This is a genomic window from Limisphaerales bacterium, assembly GCA_014382585.1.
GTDB lineage: Bacteria > Verrucomicrobiota > Verrucomicrobiia > Limisphaerales > UBA1100 > JACNJL01.
In genome coordinates this window covers 48,716-66,028 of record JACNJL010000026.1, presented here as the reverse complement: position 1 = coordinate 66,028, position 17,313 = coordinate 48,716, and the positions used below count along the sequence as shown (strand labels likewise).

The 17,313-nt window shown below is 57.6% G+C and carries 11 protein-coding genes; 9 read left to right on the top strand and 2 right to left on the bottom strand.

Annotated features, from left to right (window positions below; genetic code table 11):
- Window positions 1–141 precede the first annotated feature (141 nt).
- Window positions 142–1,260 carry a Gfo/Idh/MocA family oxidoreductase gene (locus H8E27_03780; protein MBC8324726.1) on the top strand — a complete coding sequence of 373 codons (1,119 nt, stop codon included), beginning with the start codon at window positions 142–144 and terminating at the stop codon, window positions 1,258–1,260.
- On the opposite strand, the gene H8E27_03775 is transcribed toward H8E27_03780, so the two are convergent.
- Window positions 1,257–5,564: a sorbosone dehydrogenase gene (locus H8E27_03775; GenBank protein MBC8324725.1), complete on the bottom strand. Its 4,308-nt coding sequence runs from the start codon at window positions 5,562–5,564 to the stop codon at window positions 1,257–1,259. The two genes, H8E27_03780 and H8E27_03775, sit on opposite strands and share 4 nt — an antisense overlap.
- Before the next feature lie 90 nt (window positions 5,565–5,654).
- On the opposite strand from H8E27_03775, the gene H8E27_03770 reads away from it, so the two are divergent.
- The 8 genes from H8E27_03770 (at window position 5,655) to H8E27_03735 (ending at window position 15,364) form a co-directional block, all read left to right on the top strand.
- Window positions 5,655–6,470 (top strand): hypothetical protein, encoded by an 816-nt coding sequence (locus H8E27_03770; protein ID MBC8324724.1) that lies wholly within the window; start codon window positions 5,655–5,657, stop codon window positions 6,468–6,470.
- A gap of 43 nt (window positions 6,471–6,513) precedes the next feature.
- Window positions 6,514–7,095, top strand: a complete 582-nt coding sequence (locus H8E27_03765) for a GNAT family N-acetyltransferase (protein ID MBC8324723.1) — start codon at window positions 6,514–6,516, stop codon at window positions 7,093–7,095.
- On the top strand, window positions 7,095–7,352 hold the full coding sequence (locus H8E27_03760; GenBank protein MBC8324722.1) for a zinc-ribbon domain-containing protein: 258 nt from the start codon (window positions 7,095–7,097) through the stop codon (window positions 7,350–7,352). Before H8E27_03765 ends, H8E27_03760 begins: the two co-directional genes overlap by 1 nt.
- A gap of 26 nt (window positions 7,353–7,378) precedes the next feature.
- Window positions 7,379–8,599 (top strand): PQQ-binding-like beta-propeller repeat protein, encoded by a 1,221-nt coding sequence (locus tag H8E27_03755; GenBank protein MBC8324721.1) that lies wholly within the window; start codon window positions 7,379–7,381, stop codon window positions 8,597–8,599.
- Between the two features lie 46 nt (window positions 8,600–8,645).
- Window positions 8,646–9,737 (top strand): SMP-30/gluconolactonase/LRE family protein, encoded by a 1,092-nt coding sequence (locus H8E27_03750; GenBank protein ID MBC8324720.1) that lies wholly within the window; start codon window positions 8,646–8,648, stop codon window positions 9,735–9,737.
- The gene (locus tag H8E27_03745; GenBank protein MBC8324719.1) at window positions 9,738–11,288 is read left to right on the top strand and encodes a PQQ-like beta-propeller repeat protein; all 1,551 of its coding nucleotides are present in this window, start codon (window positions 9,738–9,740) and stop codon (window positions 11,286–11,288) included. It abuts the gene before it with no gap.
- A 76-nt stretch (window positions 11,289–11,364) separates the two neighbouring features.
- Window positions 11,365–13,077: a divalent metal cation transporter gene (locus tag H8E27_03740; GenBank protein ID MBC8324718.1), complete on the top strand. Its 1,713-nt coding sequence runs from the start codon at window positions 11,365–11,367 to the stop codon at window positions 13,075–13,077.
- A 223-nt stretch (window positions 13,078–13,300) separates the two neighbouring features.
- Complete coding sequence (locus H8E27_03735; GenBank protein ID MBC8324717.1) at window positions 13,301–15,364, top strand: elongation factor G; 2,064 nt, start codon at window positions 13,301–13,303, stop codon at window positions 15,362–15,364.
- Window positions 15,365–15,373: 9 nt separating this feature from the next.
- Here the strand turns inward: H8E27_03735 and H8E27_03730 are convergent, their stop codons facing one another.
- Entirely contained in the window at window positions 15,374–17,287 is a 1,914-nt protein-coding gene (locus H8E27_03730; GenBank protein MBC8324716.1) for a sodium:solute symporter family protein, read from the bottom strand.
- Between the last annotated feature and the right edge of the window lie 26 nt (window positions 17,288–17,313).

Here is a 17,313-nt window from a genome sequence, read left to right as displayed (position 1 = left end):
CACCTGAAAGGTAAAACCATTTTAGCCGGGGGCAACGCCCACTGAAAACCGCACCGTACAATTGTGCCCTGAAAGGGCACTCCAATTTCCCTTCATCGAATAAAATCGCCAATCGTCATACGTAAATTGTAAATTCAGCCGATGCGAGTCGGAATTATTGGTGGCGGCCTGATGGGACGCGAAGCGGCGTCCTGTTTTGGGCGGTGGTTTGCGCTGCAGAATTTCTCGGTGCGTGCGGAGCTCACCGCCGTGTGCGATCTCCGCGAGGATTTGCTCGAATGGTTCGGCCAAGTGCCCACCGTACAACTCCGCACGCGCGATCATCACGAACTGCTCACCAGCGAAAATGTCGATGCCGTTTACGTCGCCGTGCCGCATCATCTGCACGAGCCACTTTACTGCGACGTGCTCGCCGCTGGCAAAGATTTGCTCGCCGAAAAACCCTTCGGCATCGACCTCGCCGCTGCCCGCCGCATTCGCGATGCCGCAAATGCCTCCGGCCGCTTCGTGCGCTGCAGTTCGGAATTCCCCTTCGCCCCCGGCGCACAACGCGCCATCGACTACGTCCAATCCGGCGCGCTCGGTCGCGTGCTGGAAATCCATTCAGGGTTTTTGCACAGTAGCGATCTCGACCCCGCCAAACCCGCCAACTGGAAACGCCACTCCAAAACCTGCGGCGAAATCGGCGTCATGGGCGACCTCGGAATGCACACCGTCCACATCCCCTTCCGCCTCGGCTGGAAACCCAAGCGCGTCTTTGCCCAACTCCAAAAAGGTTTCCCCCAACGCCCCGACGGCCAAGGCGGCACCACCGAATGCGACACGTGGGACAACGCCACCCTCAACTGCGATGTGGAAATCGACGGCAATGACGGCCAAACAATCCCAATGCGGCTCCAACAAAAACGCCTCGCCCCCGGCCAAACCAACTCGTGGCACTTCGAAGCCATCGGCACCAATGGCGGCGTGCGCTACAACACTCGCGACGCCAACACCATTCACATTTACGAAAAAGAAAAAGACGGCTGGACCCGTATCGACCTCGGCCACGTGATGGCCTTTCCCGTCATCACCGGCGGCATTTTCGAAGCCGGCTTCCCCGACCTCAACCTCCAAATGTGGGCCGCCTTTGCATCTGAAAGAGCTGGTGAATTGGACGATCGCTTCGGCTGCGCCACCCCGGACGAAGCCATCGCCAGCCACGAACTCTGGCAAGCTGCCCTAAAATCGCATGCGGAAAATTCCGTGGTTGAACTTTAGTCGTTCAAAAACACAACATCCTTTGATTCCAGCCGCAATACGTTCGGCAATGCTTTCGCATCGAGACGGAGAACAAAGCGGTGGTTACCGGCCACAACTTTGGCGGTGAATTGACTGGCTGTTCCCAGCGATTTGCCGTCGAGCCACGCCTGAGCTTTCATTCCTTTGGGGAGCGTAAAAGTTGCGTTGCCGGTTTTTTGCATTTCGAATTTTGTGCCGGCGAAGACGTGAACGAGCCCGACGTGGCGGCCGACGCTGGCGGTTTGCGCGATGTCCGCGGCGGGCAAATCGCCATTGACGCGGGCGGGCAGAATATTCCATCCCGCGCCATTGCCCGCACCGAGAATGTGATTGGACCATTTCATTTCAAAACCCGCCTCGACGATTTTATTGATGCCGTATTGCTCCACGCGATGCGTGCCGGGAAGCAAACGCCACGTGCGGGCGACACCAGTTTGGGTGGCGTCAAAGGGCCCGGCCTTGCCCAGTTCAGAGAGGAATCGGTAGAGATGCAGTTGCTCGTCCTCGGCGAGCCCGGTAATGAGGCCGGGGGTCATCATTGAAACGGGGGCGGCGGTTTTTTTGCGGACTTGATTTTTGGGGATGGAGACGAGTTTGTTGGCGAGGTCGCGCAGCACGAGTTCGCCACCGGCATCGCGCACCACCACGCCGGCGAGGGTGCGGTTGTCTTTGGTTTCCACCACGGTGGTGTGATAGCCCTCTTTAATTTTTCGGTTCGGGTACCACAGCGATTCGATGATGTAATCGGGCTGCGCGCTGGTACCGAGCGAGGTAAAGTCCGGGCCCACCTTGCCGCCCGCGCCGCCGATGGCGTGGCAAACCGTGCAGGCCAATTCCGTGCGGCGATATATTTTCTCACCCGCAAACGGGTCGCCCTCTTTCATCGCGCGCGCGGCCAGTGCTTTGAGCTCGGCGGGAGTCATTTGCTTGGTGAGCAGCGACATATTTTGCGAACGGGCGAGCGCGGTGACGAGCGCCTTTTCGTTGCGTCCGCCTTCACGCGCGGCGCGGATGCCGGCGGTGACGACTGGCTTGGGCAGTTGTGCGCCCGCCACGCCCCCGGCCAAGGCGGCGCCCGCGCCTTTTTGCTGGAGCAACACGCGCCAAAGTTCCAGTGCTTGTTGGCTGTCTTTCGTAGCGTTCAAAACGGCGAACACTTGCGGGAGATTACCCCGCAGATTAATGACCGCCAGCGTGCGGGCGGCTTGTTGCCGGAGCGGCAACGGTTGCTTCTCGTCGGCCAATGCGAGTAGTGCGGAGGTAGCTTTGCCGCCGCGAATTTGCCCGAGGCTGGCGAAGGCCGCGCTGTTGCCAGCTTTGGCGAGCGCGAATAGCTTGGCCACTTGCGACTGTTGTTTCCACGCGCCCGCGAGCCGAATGGCCGCATCACGCGTGCCGGCATCCTTCGCGTCGATGAATTCGTCCAACCCATTCAAGTCCCCGCTCGGCCGCGCATTGCGCAATCGGGCGGCATTGGCGAGAGCGGAAAGCACCCGCGCGTGCACGGCGGCATCGAAGCCCCCGCTTTTGAGTTGGCTGAACAAAATGGCCAATTCGCCTGCGCCTCCGGCGGTTCCAACCAATTCAATTAATGGGCCTTGTCCGGTGCGCGGCAGTTTACGCTGGTGAACAAGTTTGCTAATGAGAGCAACCGCTTTTTCCGTTTCCAAAGCCCGCAACGCAAATTCGGCGTGCGCGCGGGTATCGCTAAAGTTGAGCGCGCCATTTTTCATCCCACGCACAAACGGATCTGCGAGGTCATTCATTGTCAGCCACAAACTGTAATCGAGAAACCCATCCACCGGCTGATCCAGCGCTTGCAATGCGTACTTGGCGTATTGATGCGCAACAGTGGAGTTTTTCAACTCCGCATAAACCCGCATTGCCTCTAGCCGCACACGCGGATGTTTATCGCGAATTCCAGCGGCGGCGTGAAGTTCGGTGGTGTTCAATCGATCTCGCCAATGACCAAGCACGCGCATCGCGGCGGCACGCACACGGCCGTCGTTTGCTTCTAAAGTAAGCATCAGCAATGTTGCGTTCACGACGCCGATTGAATCGTGCAGCCACAGTGCTTCAAGCTGGGCGGTTTCACTTTCATCGTGCCGGGCAAGCCACTTATTAAGGTCACCCAAAATCTGCTTTCCCCTTTCCTGCAACACTCGTCGCGCCTGACGCTGATCGTATTGGTTGTCGGTTAAAAGGGTGTTGAAGAGCTGTTCGTTTTTTTGTTTTTTAAAATTTTGTTTTTTGGCGAGGGGACGGTCCTTGAAGGTGACGCGCCAGATGCGGCCGTGTACTTTGTCGCGGCGGGGATCGCGGAAATCAACTTCGCCGTGTTGGATAATCGGGTTGGACCAGTCGGCGATGTACAGCGCACCGTCGGGGCCTTGCTTGACATCGATGGGGCGGAAGCTGGTGGCGCTGCTGCGGATGAAATCGCCTTCGTGTTTGGCGGCAAAGCCGGCGCCGTTTTCGCTGAGAGTGAAGCGGACGATGCGGTGCGCGCGGAAGTCGCAGGTGATGGCCGCGCCACGGAATGATTTGGGGAAGTGCGGGCTGTTGAGAATCTCGAGGCCGGCGAACTTGGGATAGTTGCCGGGGCTGATGCTGTCCATGATGCGGCGCGCGCCGGCGTAGGTGAAATACATCGCGCCGGGGATGGCGTAGCTGATGCCTTGGAAGCCGGCGCCGTCGGTGACGAAGGCGTTGCCGAAGTCATCAAAGTGATGACCCCACGGGTTGCACCAGCCGCGATAGGCGATGCCGGCGCGGAGGGTGTCGGGGCGGAGATGCCAAATGCCGCCGCTCTTGAGGCGCACGACGCCGTGCGGGGTTTCGACGTGGCTGCGGATGTAAATGGATTGATTAAAATAAAGGCGGCCGTCGTGTCCCCAGCGGAGGGTGTGGAGCGTGTGATGGGTATCCTCGGTGCCGAAGCCGGAAAGGACGATCCGTTTTTTGTCGGCGCGGCCATCGCCGTTGGTGTCGGCGAGGTGGAGGAGCTTTGTGCTTTGGGCGACGTACGCGCCGCCGTCGCCGGGCTCGATGCCGGTGGGGATGAACAGGCCATCGGCGAAGACGGTGGTTTTGTCGGCACGGCCATTGCCGGTGGTATCCTCGAGCACGATGATTTTGTCATCGGCGACTTGGCCGGGTTTCACTTGCGGATAGACGGAGGAAGTAGCAACCCACAAACGGCCTTGGGGGTCGAAATTCATTTGGATGGGCTTGGCGAGCGATGGGTTTTCGGCGAAGAGATTGATTTCGATGCCGTTCATTGTGTTGAACTCGGGGAGTTTTTGTGGCGTGAAAGGGGCCGGCACGGCGGCAATTTTTTTTGGCGGTTGCTTTTTCAACGGCGGCAAATTGCGGCGCATAGTGATCTCCTTTTCCTCGACAGTGACGAGCGGGTCAAATTTGGGAATCTCCACTGCGTTGTTGCCCTGCTCGTGTTTGCGGAAGCCAAAAATGTACGCCATGTTCTGCGGTCGCGAGCGGTCGAAGAAGAGCTTGTTTTTGCGGCGAATGATTTCGCGAAGGGCGCCCGCTTGCGGGGTGCCCAATCGCGGATGCGCGGGGATTTTGAGTTGCCTGCAAATTTCGCGCGCGATGGATTCGTATCCTTCGGCGGTGGGATGGATGCCATTTTCTGTAAGTGGCCGGGCATTCAAATGTGCCGGAGCATCGTAGAGCAACACAAACGCATCACCGTCGGCCTCGGCCATTTCACGCAATTCTTTGGTGTACGCGGCCAGTTGGCGATTATGCGTGGATGGATCAGGCAACCCGCGGCCCAGAATTTCGTGGCGTAGCGGCGAGAGCACGACGAAGCGCACAGGGGCGCCCACCGCTTTCCGAATCGCGGCCTTCAAGGCACGCATATCCCTGCCAAATTGTTCGGGTTGATTTTTAAATGAGCTAGCCATTCCGTACCCGAGAAAAACCACTGTCGGCTTCACTAGTTCGATTTGTTTTTGCAACTGCTTCCATCCCTCATCGGCGGGCTCGCGCCCGGCTTGCAACAGCGAAAGCCCCGCACGCGAAATGCCGCGCGGCGTGTCGCCGCTCCAACCGATATTTCGGAAAATAATATTCCGTTTCGGCCAAGCCGTCGTGAGCCGCAGCTCGAGGTGATTAAATTCCTGCATCCGCTCGATGAGCGTGTCGCCTAAGAATGCCACGCGGTCGCCGTCCTGAAGTTGGAAAGGGGGAAGCGGCTTTGCTTGGACGCTAAAAATGATGCCGAGCCCGAGGGAAATGCTAAAAACAAGCTGTTTCATGGTGGTTTGTGCGGGAATCAAAGCGGTTTTGGCTGGTCGGCGCAAGTTCTTTGGGATTGAACTTTGCTGCCAATTCGGTATTGTCCGCGTGTGCACACACTTCCTCACGCCCCACTGGGCGCGCTAGGCGCATTGTCGTCTCCCGCCAGCGACAGCCCTTTAGATTGGGTGGCACTCATTATGTTGGGCTTGTTCCTCGGCATCCTTTTGGTGGCGGGCATGTTTTATTTTATGGCACGGCGGCAAATGAAACAGATGCAAAAAGAGCGCGCCCTCGAGCGTCCGCCCTTTGAGCAACTGATGCCCACCAGCCTCAATCTCCCCGAACAATGGATGGCCATTCGCACCGGCAACGTGGCCGCCGTACAGGAGTCCCTCGGCCTTTCCAACGCACGCCGTTGCTCCTGGCAGGATGGATTTCAAATTGCCGGGGTGGAGCATCTCTTTATTTCGCCGCCGGTGAACGGCTGGATTCTGGTGGTTGGCCCCGCCCTGCCCGCGCCGGAAGAAGATGTGGATTTTTGTTTTCACTTTCTCAGTCATATCAGCAAGCGCCTCGGGCACGTCCAATACTTCAGCCTCAACCGCGCACTCGGCCATCACTGCTGGGTGCGCGCCCACACCGGCCGCATTGAGCGCGCCTATGCGTGGTTCGGTGAAACGCTTTGGAATCAAGGCACCTACACCGCAGAAGAAAAACTTTTAGGGATGGAATGCCACCCTTACGGCCGGGTTGTCGAAGAACTGGATCACCAGTCGATGAGTCGCCTCAACGAAAACACGGAGAACATCGGACGCCTCGCCGCGCGCTGGAGCCTCAACCCCGCCGCGGTGAAACCCGAAGTGTTCACTGCCACCGCCGGGATTACCGGGGATCTGTTCCCGGAACCCTCGGAATCCGAATAACCCAACGCGCGGCACGCCGCGCCAACCAACCTGAAATTGAATTATGTCTTTTGAATTGGCACTAAAAGAGGTAGCCCCCTCATTTACCAGTGACGATGGAGTGGAACTGAAAATCCGCGCCATCGAATCCACTGACTCCAAAACCCTGCTCGGTTTCTTTAAAAATTTGCCCGCGCCCGAGTTAATGTTTTTCAAACACCGCGTCACCGACCCCGAAGTCACTGAAGGCTGGTGCAGTAACATCACCCTCGAATCGAACCTCCCCCTGCTCGCCCTCGACGAAGGAAAAGTAGTCGCCGTCGCCACGCTGCACCAAAACAAAGGCGGCTGGAAGCGCCACATCGGCCGCATCAGCTGCAGCGTGTTGCCCAAGTACCGCCAAAAAGGCATCGCCGGCAAACTCGTCCAGGAACTCGTGGACATCGCCCGCATGGCCGGCCTGCAAAAAGTGGAAGCCGAGTTCATCGACAAACAGGAAGGCGGCCAAAAAATGTTCGCCCTCCTCGGCTTCACCCACCTCGTTAAGCTCGAGGAATATGTGCAGGACATGCAAGCCATCAACCACGACTATGTGCTGATGGGGATGGACCTCAAGACCGACGAAGAATACGCCGGCATGGGCTGATGCCGCCGGATTACTGCGAAAACTGCGGCGCGGCCATCCCGCCCCGCGCCGCCGCCTGTCCCGAATGCGGGGCTGACGAATTCACCGGCTGGGCCGACACCGAAGCCGAAAACCCCGATGAAGATTTCGATTACGACGATTTCGTCGCAAGAGAATTTGGCGAAGAGAAACCCGAAGTCATCCCCCACGGTCTCCATTGGTTTTGGTGGCTCGTCGGCATCAGCCTCATCGCCGCGCTGGTTTTGATGTGGACTTGATTCGCGCCAAACCCAAAACTTCTCCAATGAAACACGCCTTCCTCATTTCATTCCTGATCACCGGAATTCTTTCCGCCGAAGATTGGCCACAATTCCTTGGGCCGCGACGCGACGGCACCTATCAAGGCAAAGCCCTTCCCAAATGGCCCGCCGAAGGGCCAAAGCAACTTTGGAAAAATAACATCGGCGCGGGATTCGCCGGTCCCGCCGTGGCCAACGGCAAACTCTTTCTTTTCCACCGCCAAAACAATCAGGAAATCCTGGAGTGTATGAACGCCGACACCGGCGCGGTGTTGTGGAAATCCGCCTCGCCCGCGAATTACGATGACGATTTCGGCTTCGACGACGGGCCGCGCGCCGTGCCCACCGTGCACAATGGCAACGTATTTACCCTCGGCGCAAACGGTTTGCTCCGGAGCAGCCAAACCGCCACCGGACGCCTCAATTGGATCATCGATTGCCGCAAAACATTCGGCGCCGGCAAAGGCTTTTTCGGCATCGCCTGTTCGCCGCTGGTACACGACAAAAATGTGCTGCTCAACGTCGGCGGCCAAGCTGGCATCGTGGCCATCGATGCCGCCACCGGCAAACTCCGCTGGCAAGCCACCAAGGACGAAGCCAGCTACGCCTCGCCAATCATTGCCACCATCAATGACATCCCGCAGGCCCTGTTTTTCACCCGCGCCGGATTGGCCTCCATCCATCCCGCCAGAGGCACCGTTAATTTTACCCACCCGTGGCGGCCTGCCATTAACGCCAGCGTCAACGCCTGCACCCCTATTGCGGCAGGCAATCTTATTTTCCTTTCCACCAGCTACGGCAAAGGCGCAACTGTGCTCGCGGTGAACGATAAAAAAATCGAAACGGTGTGGAACAACGACACCAGCCTTTCCTGCCATTACTCCAGCGTGGTCCATCACGAGGGATATTTATACGGCTTCCATGGACGCCAAGAGCGTGGCGGCGAACTGCGCTGCGTTGACCTGAAAACCGGCAAAGTCCAATGGAGCCTCGCCGGTTTGCGCGCGGGCTCGGTGATGATCGCCGGCGATGAACTGCTCATCTTCACCGAGCGCGGTGAACTCCTACGCGGCGCCGCCACGCCGAAATTCTTTCTCGCTACCGCCCGCGTGCAGCTCATGGGCGCAACCGTCCGCGCCTACCCCGCCCTCGCCAATGGCAAACTCTACCTGCGTAACGGCCGGCAACTCGCCTGTTTTCAAATCGGCACTCAATTCAACGAATAGAACTAAGCTTGCGCGCGTCCATCATCGCAGTCACATAAACCTTTCTATGAACCGCAAATTCACATTCGCCCTCCGCAGTGCCCTATCCATTGGCCTATTAACTGCCACCGCTTGCAACACACCCGATTCCTCCCCCGATGCCGCCACCAAAAACGAAGCCGTATTGTCCGAAACCCTCCACCCAAGCATCGGCACCATTGAGCGGCTGGATCCCGCATTGGACAAACTTATTGCCCGCGATGCGAAAATCGAACAGCTCGCCGACGCCTTCGATTGGGTGGAAGGCCCCGTTTGGGTCCGCACCAAACAAGGGCAAGAGTTCCTTTTATTCTCTGACATCCCGCTCAATAAAATTTACAAATGGAATGAGCAAAGTGGTCTTGAAGAATATTTGCATCCCAGCGGCTACACCGGCCTCGTGCAGCGCGTGGGCGAGCTGGGCTCCAACGGATTGATGCTCGATCCCGCCGGACGCTTGGTGCTTTGCCAACACGGCGACCGCCGCATTGCGCGTCTCACCAATTCGCTCAACAATCCCAACCCCGAATACGAAACGCTGGCCGACACGTACGAAGGCAAGCGCTTCAACAGCCCCAACGACGGCTGCTTCAACCAAGCCGGCGATTTGTATTTTACCGACCCGCCCTACGGTCTGCCGAAAGCCCTGAAAGACCCCGCCAAGGAACTGGCCTTTCAGGGCGTCTTCCGGTTGGACAAATCCGGCAAAGTGACGCTGCTCACCGACACAATTCAATTCCCCAACGGCATCGCATTTTCGCCCGATGAATCAATTTTATACATCGCCGAAAGCGGCCCTCAAACCCGCATCCACGCCTTCGATGTGAAGAACGATGGCACCGTGGAAAATCGCCGCATCTTTTTTGATCCCGCCGGACTGCGCGCCGCCGGTGCCCGCGGCAGCTGCGATGGCCTCAAGCTCGATCAACACGGCAACCTCTTTGCCACCGGCCCCGGCGGCGTCTTAATTATTTCCCCCACCGGCAAACACCTCGGCACCCTCGCCACCGGCACCCGCATCGCCAATGTCGCCTGGGGCAACGATGGCAGCATACTCTATCTCACTGCCAACAGTTACCTCTGCCGCATCCGCACCAAAACCAAAGGCGTAGGATTTTAAATGAAACCCGCCCTCGCAAGCCTACTGTTGCTGTGCGCCACCGCGCTTGCCGATGACTGGCCGCGTTTTCTCGGACCCACGGGCAACAATGTTTCCAAGGAAAAAGACATTCTCGATGCGTTTCCCAAAAACGGACCGCCTCAAATTTTTTCCCGCCGCATTGGTACCGGCTATTCTGCGCCCTCCATTCGCGATGGCAACGTGGTGGTGTTCCACCGCGCCAGTAAATTATATAAAGTCGAGGAAACCGACACGCCGGCGACGGTCATCAAATACATCAACGGCGAACTCGCCGCGCTGAAAGCAAAGGAACGCCTCACCGAGGCCGGCCTCAAAGCGGCGATCCAAACCACACGGCGACGTGGCTTCATCGAATGGCCCGCCTCCATCGCCAAACATCTCGATGTGGAAGCCATCGATTGTCTCGACGCCAAAACCGGCAAGCTCATTTGGCGTCACGCGTATTCCACGACCTACGAAGATCCCTACGGCTACAACAATGGCCCCCGCTGCGCTCCGTTGCTCACCAAAGATCGCTGCTACACCTTCGGCGCGCAGGGCGTCTTGCTGTGCCTCGACCTCAAGACGGGTAAACCAATTTGGCAGCGTGACACCCACAAAGATTTCAAGGTGAACCCCAATTTTTTTGGCGTCGGCAGCACGCCGGTGCTCGAAGGCAATCTCCTGCTCACCATGGTGGGCGGCCAGCCCGAAAGCGGGATGGTCGCCTTCAACGCCCAAACCGGCAAAACCGTTTGGCAAAGCATCGGCAAAACCACGTGGCACAAAACCCCCAAACTCGGCTGGCCCGGCGAGCCGTTGATGGATTGGAATGGCGCGGAAAAACTCGCCAGCTACACCTCACCCATCATCGCCACCGTGCACGGCAAGCGCGTCGCCTTCTGCCTAATGCGGCAGGGCCTCGTGGCGCTCGATCCCAAAACGGGCAAGGTGCATTTCAAGCGATGGTTCCGCGCGCGCTCCAACGAATCGGTCAACGCCTCCAACCCCGTCGTCATGGGCGACCACGTTTTTTGTTCCTCGGCCTATTACGGCGAAGGCTCCTTCGTGCTAAAAATAAAACCCGACCTCAGTGGGTTTACGGAAGTTTGGAGCACTCTTGCGCGTCGCGTAAAAAATCGTCGCCACGAAGAAGTGCTCGGCCTCCACTGGATGACGCCCATCGTTCACCAAGGCAACCTCTACGCCTTCAGCGGCCGTAACGAGCCGGACGCCCGTTTCCGTTGCGTCAGCTTTGCCACCGGAAAACTGCTTTGGGATCAGGATGAATCGTGGAATAAATTCGGCCCGCCCACCAAAAAATACGGCCGAGGCTCCTTCATCCAAGCCGACGACAAACTCATCGTGCTCGGCGAAACCGGCAAGCTCGGCCTCTTCGCCCTCAACGCAAAAAAGCCAACTGAACTGGCCGCGTATCAAGTCCCCCAACTCCGCCCTCCCTGCTGGGCTGCACCCGCAATGGCCAACCGGCGCGTGTACCTCCGCAGCGAAACACATTTGGTCTGTTATGATTTTGCAAAGAACAGGTAGGAACGCGCAGCGTTTCCCTACCGGCAATTCAGGCTTCCAATCCATCTGAAAAAACCGTTCCATCTTCCCCAGCTTTATGAGCGATCAAAACGATTCACTGGCCAAGGAGAAGGAATTGCTAACCAGCGTCGAGAACGCTACCACCTCCGAAAAAATCAAGACCTACACCAAGCTCTCCGGCCCCGGTTGGTTGCAGGGCGCCATCACGCTGGGTGGCGGTTCGCTGGCGGGCAGCCTCTACCTCGGCGTCATCGGCGGCACGCAACTGCTTTGGCTCCAACCGCTGATGATGATCCTCGGCGTGTTGATGCTTTCGGTCATCGGCTACGTCACCCTCTCCACCGGCAAAAGCCCGTTTCAAGCCATCAACCAACACATCAATCCCGTGCTCGGCTGGGGCTGGCTGATCGCCGCCATGCTCGCCAACCTCGTCTGGGCGATGCCGCAATTTTCCCTCGGCACGGCTGCGCTCCAGCAAAACCTTGGCATCCTCGTTGATGACCCGGAAACCAACAGCCAATCGGGGAAGTACCTTTGCGCAGCGATCCTGTTTATCATCGCGACGGTCATTGTTTGGATGTATGACACCAAGGCGGCCAAGGTGTTTGACGTGGTATTGAAACTTATGGTGGGAGCCATCGTGCTGAGCTTCTTCGGAGTGGTGGTGGTGATGGCGGGTCAACTCGAATGGGGTGCCATCGCCAGGGGCTTTATCCCGGACTTCAGCCTGCTCCTTCAACCGGCGGATAAATTCAATGAATTCATCGCCGCTTCCAGTGCCCCGGATTACTGGAAATCTACTATTCTCGAAATTCAACGCTCCAAAATGGTGACCGCGGCCGCCACTGCCGTGGGCATCAATATGACCTTTCTGCTCCCCTATTCGATGTTGCGCAAGGGCTGGGGCAAGGAACACAGGGGGTTGGCCAGCTTTGATTTGGGTATGGGATTGTTCATTCCCTTTTTCCTCGCCACCACCTTTGTGGTGATTGCGTCCGCCACTCAATTTCATGGAAAATATGATGAAGGCTTGCTGGATCATTCCAAACCCGCGCCAACAGAAAAAACCCTGAAGGCCTATGAGAAAAATCTAGCAGGTATTCAAGGCCACCTCGGCGCGCTTGAATCTCCTAACCATCAGGACCGCCAACTCGCCGCAATGCTAGTTGAACGGGATGCGAATCAGTTTGCCCTTTCATTGAAAAAACTCGAGGGCCTCGGCAGCGAAAAGACCGGGGCGGCGGAAAAGACAACCGACAAGAAAACAACCTCCCAAGTCATCTTCGGCATTGGCGTACTGGGTATGGCGATTTCCACCATCATCATCCTGATGCTGATCAACGGCTTTTGTCTCACCGAGGCGATGGGCGCAAAAATGGGCGGCGTGGTGCACCGCACCGGCGCGCTGCTGCCGGGAATCACAGGCGCACTGGGCTTCCTCTTTTTATGGGGCAACGCGGATGCCAAATTTTTACTGACGCAACCCACTAGCATCTTTGGCATGGTGCTGCTTCCAATTGCGTACTTTACCTTCTTCTGCATGATCAACAGCAAAGAACTGATGGGGGACGCGCTGCCCAAAGGTGGCAAGCGCGTGGCCCTCAATCTCGCGATGGGGCTGGCGCTCGTAGCGGCCTCCATTGGCGCGGCGTGGTCCATCTGGAGCAAAGCGCAATGGATCGGCGTGGGCGTGGTGGGGGCCTTCATTCTGCTGGTGTGGTTCGGCCACGGCTACCGGAAGCTGAACCAAAAGCTCGACCGGATTGAGTCCAAATTGGGCGACCAATAACGCCGCGATTTCCCCACATTTTCCTTGCCAATCCGCTCCCCGCGGAAACAATTGGCAAATCCACCATGGATTGTTTCCGTACAGGACTGTGTGGGCTTGTGCCGTGCGGGGGCGGAGGAATTTCCTTTGCCGCCCCCACACTCGGCCAATTTTGTGCCTCACCCTTCCCCGCCCTTCCCCAACCCTCAACCTCCATCCTTCAACCCCTAGTTTAATTGGACCTATGAAAACTTATCCCTCAGAAGATATTCGAAATTTCGCCATTGTGGGCCACGCCTCATCGGGTAAGACAATGCTCGCCGAAAGCATCGAGGCCGCCGCGGGCGCCATCAACCGGCTGGGCAGCATCGAGGCTGGCACGACGATGAGCGATTATCACGATGCGGAAAAGGAACGGAAAATTTCCATCAACGCCACGCCGTTGTGTGTGGAGTTTGGCGGCAAAAAGCTGAATTTCATCGACACGCCCGGCTACCTCGATTTTATGGCCGAGGCCCTCGGACCGCTACGCGTGTGCGATGCGGCACTGGTGGTCATCAACGCCGCCAATGGCGTGGAGGTCGGCACCACCAAAGTTTGGGACTGGTCGCGTGAACTCGGCGTTCCACACCTGGTGGCAGTTAACGGACTAGATAAAGAACTCGTGGAATTCGATGCTGCGCTGGCCAGCTTGCGCGAAAACTTTGGCAACAAAGTGATGCCCCTCACGGTGCCAATGAACGTCGGCCCCGGCTTCAATCAAGTGATCGATGTGCTGAACAAAAAGCTTCTGACTTACAAGACCGACGGCAGCGGCACATTCACCGAAGAAGATTCCGTCGAAGCGGAAGATTTGCACACGGAACTCATCGAGCTCATCGCTGAATCGGACGACTCATTGCTGGAGAAATTTTTCGAGGAAGGCAATCTCACCGAGGAAGAGCTCCGCAGCGGATTGCACAAGGCGCTGCAGGCGGAAGGGCTCATCCCCGTGTTCGCCACCTCGGCCACGACCAATGTGGGGGTGACTTGCCTGATGGATTTCATCGCGCGTTATGGCTCCTCGCCCGCCGATCATCCGGTGAGCAAAGGCATCCAGTCCGATCAATCCGAAACGGAAATCAACCTCACCGACAAGGATCCGGTGCTGTTCATTTACAAAACGATGAACGAAGGCCACGTGGGATCGCAATCGTTTTTCAAACTACACGCGGGCACGCTCACACACGGGGCGGATTTGAAGAACACCACGCACAAAGCTTCCGAGCGCATCAACCAAATTCACATCCTCAACGGCAAGGACCGCGTATCGGCGGATGAACTCGCACCGGGCGACCTCGGCGCATTGGTGAAGCTCAAGCACACGCACACGTGCGATACCCTCGTGGGCGGTAAACTGGATGCCGCGCTGCCGCCGATTGATTTCCCGGGAGCAAATATCCACTTCGCCCTGCGCTCCAAGGGCAAGGGCGATGAGGACAAAATTGCCGCCGGCCTTGCCGCGTTGCACGAGGAGGATCCCACTTTCATTTATCGCGTGGATGGTGACCTGCACCAAACGGTCATTTCCGGCCAGGGCGAGCTGCACCTCACCGTGGTTTGCAAACGCTTGGAGGAACGCTACCACGTTCAAATTGAATTGACCGAACCGCGCGTGCCATTGCGCGAAGCCATTACCATTCCGGCTGAAAGCAAGTATCGGCACAAAAAACAATCCGGCGGTGCCGGCCAATTTGCCGAAGTGTGGATGCGCATCGAACCGCGCGAACGCGATTCGGGCGTAGAATTTATCGAATCACTCGTGGGGCAAAACGTCAGCCGCAGCTTTGTGCCATCCGTGCGCAAAGGCGTGGAGCAAGCCTGCCGCGATGGCATCATTGCCGGTTACGGCGTGGTGGATGTGAAGATCGATTTCTACGACGGCAAAGAACACCCCGTGGACTCCAAAGATGTCGCATTCCAAACCGCTGGCAAACACGCCTTTCGCGAAGCTTTCAAATCCGCTAAGCCCTGTTTGCTCGAGCCCATCATGCACGTAGAAATTATGGTGCCCGAAGAATTTATGGGCGCGGTAATGGGCGACCTCAACAGCCGACGCGGCAAAATCCAAGGGATGGACGCCGACGGCGCGTTCCAAGTGGTCAAGGCGCACGTACCGCAAATGGATCTCTATAAATACTCGACCAACCTGCGTTCACTCACCGAAGGCCGCGGCCTGCACACCGAGGCGCTGAGCCATTACGAAAACATGCCGCGCGAGATGGAACAAAAAGTCATCGCCAGCAACCAAAGCAACGGCGAGGAATAGCGGATTTGTTTACGCCCCAATCTGCGCCACCCACAGCACGATGCCGATAATCGCGAAACATATCGCGAAGCAGGCGATGAACCCCCAGAAATCCATCGGCGTGGGGCGTTGGATTTCCAGTTGGGTTTTGGGGAACAGTTTTCGGTCATCGTAACGACTCGGCTCCGCGTAGCTTTTTTCCATCTCGACTTCATCCTCATCAGGATCAGGCCGAACCGGCGTTTTCATTCGCACATACAAACGATCCAGCGCCTCCTTGGAATTGGGCCGCGTGAGCAAGCTCGCGATGATCATCACCAAAAACGGCGCAATAATTTTGAACGGAAACTCCAGCGTCTTCAGCGTCGCATTGCGAACCTTTGTCAGGTCATACCCCAACGCCTTGTCGTAAATCATCATATCAAAACGGAACGAACCTTCGCCGCGTGCGGTGCCCTCCACTTCCTTCACACCACCGGTCCAATAAATGGATTTACCGCCCGCAGCGTTTTCTTCTGCGGGCTGATTCACCTGCGTGAAAGCCGGATTAGTCCGCAAGTTTGGTGCCACGGCGGGAATCACACGCGGCAGAATAAAAAATGTGAGCAGGCAAAAGACAATCGTAATCCATCCGGCCCTCGTGGTGGCGCGGCGCCAGTACATCCCCAGCCAAAACAATGCGGCGAAGGTCATCGGCACAATCCACGTGAGTTCCAATTGCTTGAACATATCGAGCATCGTGACGGAAATCAGCACCGCGCCCAGCACCACGATGCCGCCGGTGATGCGACCGAGGCGAAGGCATTCCCGATCTTCCGCTTTGGGGTTGAAATACGGCACGTAAATATTGCGCACCACCAACGCCGAGCACACGAGCATATAACAATCCACACTACTCATCAGCGCCGCCAACAAACACGCGAGCATCAGGCCGACCAAGCCGATGCCCAGCGGGCCGAGCAATTCCTTGGTGGCCACGCCCCACGCCATATCGGCGTCATTGATGAGTTCGCCGCCGCCGTAAAGTGTGAGCACAATCAACGCGGTGATGACCCAGCCAATGGTGCAGAAGCGTTTGATGAAGTTGCCGGTGACGAGCCCTACGCGGGCGTCGTGCTCGCTTTTGGCCGAGCCGCCGCCGGTGACGATGAAATGCGGCGTGAGTACGATGCCGATCATATTCATAATCACAATGGTGACAATGGCGTACAACGGAAATTCACTGGCCGCGCCGCCGCCCACAATTTCAAAAGTGGACGCGGGCAATTGCTCGTGCATCACGCGGAAGCCATCGGTCCACGTGTCGCCCGCTGCACCGAATTTTTTGACCACGGCGTTCAGGCCAAAGGGGATGAGTAATATTGAAAGCAGGATGATGCAGATGCCTTGGATGAGATCGGTCCAGTACGCGGCGGTGAGCCCGCCCAGCACGCCATACAAGGTGACGATGATGGCGACCAACGGCACAAGCACGTATTCCGTTTGTATCCCAAACAGCTCCGGCCCCATCAGCGGCACGGCGACTTTGCCGATGGCGGTGAAGAGCATCGCGCCGTAGACCATATAATAAAAGCAGCCGAAGATCGCGTAGGCCACGCCCATTGATTTGGATTCGTAGCGTTCGGTGAACCAATCGCCGAGGGTGAGGCAGCGCATGCGGCGATACCACACGGCGCTGATCCAGTAGATGGGCGTGACGAAGAGCCAGTACATCACGCCCCACATGCCGCTCATCCCATTGGCGAAGGTGCCTCGGGCGGTGTTGACGGGATCCGCGGAGCCGGTGCCCGCGCCAAAGGCGGCAAAGGTTTGCATCAGCTTGCCGAATTTGCGGCCGCCCATGAAATAATCCTCCTGCCCTTTCACCTGCCGCATCGCCCAGAAACCGATGCCGGCCATTCCGGCAAAGTAAAGAAACAGAACCAGATAATCCGCGTAATTCATCACGCGAAGGATACTGAATTCTCCGG

What these genes read in the sequence shown, in the direction of transcription:
- H8E27_03780 (MBC8324726.1), top strand. Translation starts at nt 142, where the DNA reads ATGCGAGTCGGAATTATTGGTGGCGGCCTGATGGGACGCGAAGCGGCG.
- H8E27_03775 (MBC8324725.1), bottom strand. Translation starts at nt 5,564, where the DNA reads ATGAAACAGCTTGTTTTTAGCATTTCCCTCGGGCTCGGCATCATTTTT.
- H8E27_03765 (MBC8324723.1), top strand. Translation starts at nt 6,514, where the DNA reads ATGTCTTTTGAATTGGCACTAAAAGAGGTAGCCCCCTCATTTACCAGT.
- H8E27_03760 (MBC8324722.1), top strand. Translation starts at nt 7,095, where the DNA reads ATGCCGCCGGATTACTGCGAAAACTGCGGCGCGGCCATCCCGCCCCGC.
- H8E27_03755 (MBC8324721.1), top strand. Translation starts at nt 7,379, where the DNA reads ATGAAACACGCCTTCCTCATTTCATTCCTGATCACCGGAATTCTTTCC.
- H8E27_03750 (MBC8324720.1), top strand. Translation starts at nt 8,646, where the DNA reads ATGAACCGCAAATTCACATTCGCCCTCCGCAGTGCCCTATCCATTGGC.
- H8E27_03745 (MBC8324719.1), top strand. Translation starts at nt 9,738, where the DNA reads ATGAAACCCGCCCTCGCAAGCCTACTGTTGCTGTGCGCCACCGCGCTT.
- H8E27_03740 (MBC8324718.1), top strand. Translation starts at nt 11,365, where the DNA reads ATGAGCGATCAAAACGATTCACTGGCCAAGGAGAAGGAATTGCTAACC.
- H8E27_03735 (MBC8324717.1), top strand. Translation starts at nt 13,301, where the DNA reads ATGAAAACTTATCCCTCAGAAGATATTCGAAATTTCGCCATTGTGGGC.
- H8E27_03730 (MBC8324716.1), bottom strand. Translation starts at nt 17,287, where the DNA reads ATGAATTACGCGGATTATCTGGTTCTGTTTCTTTACTTTGCCGGAATG.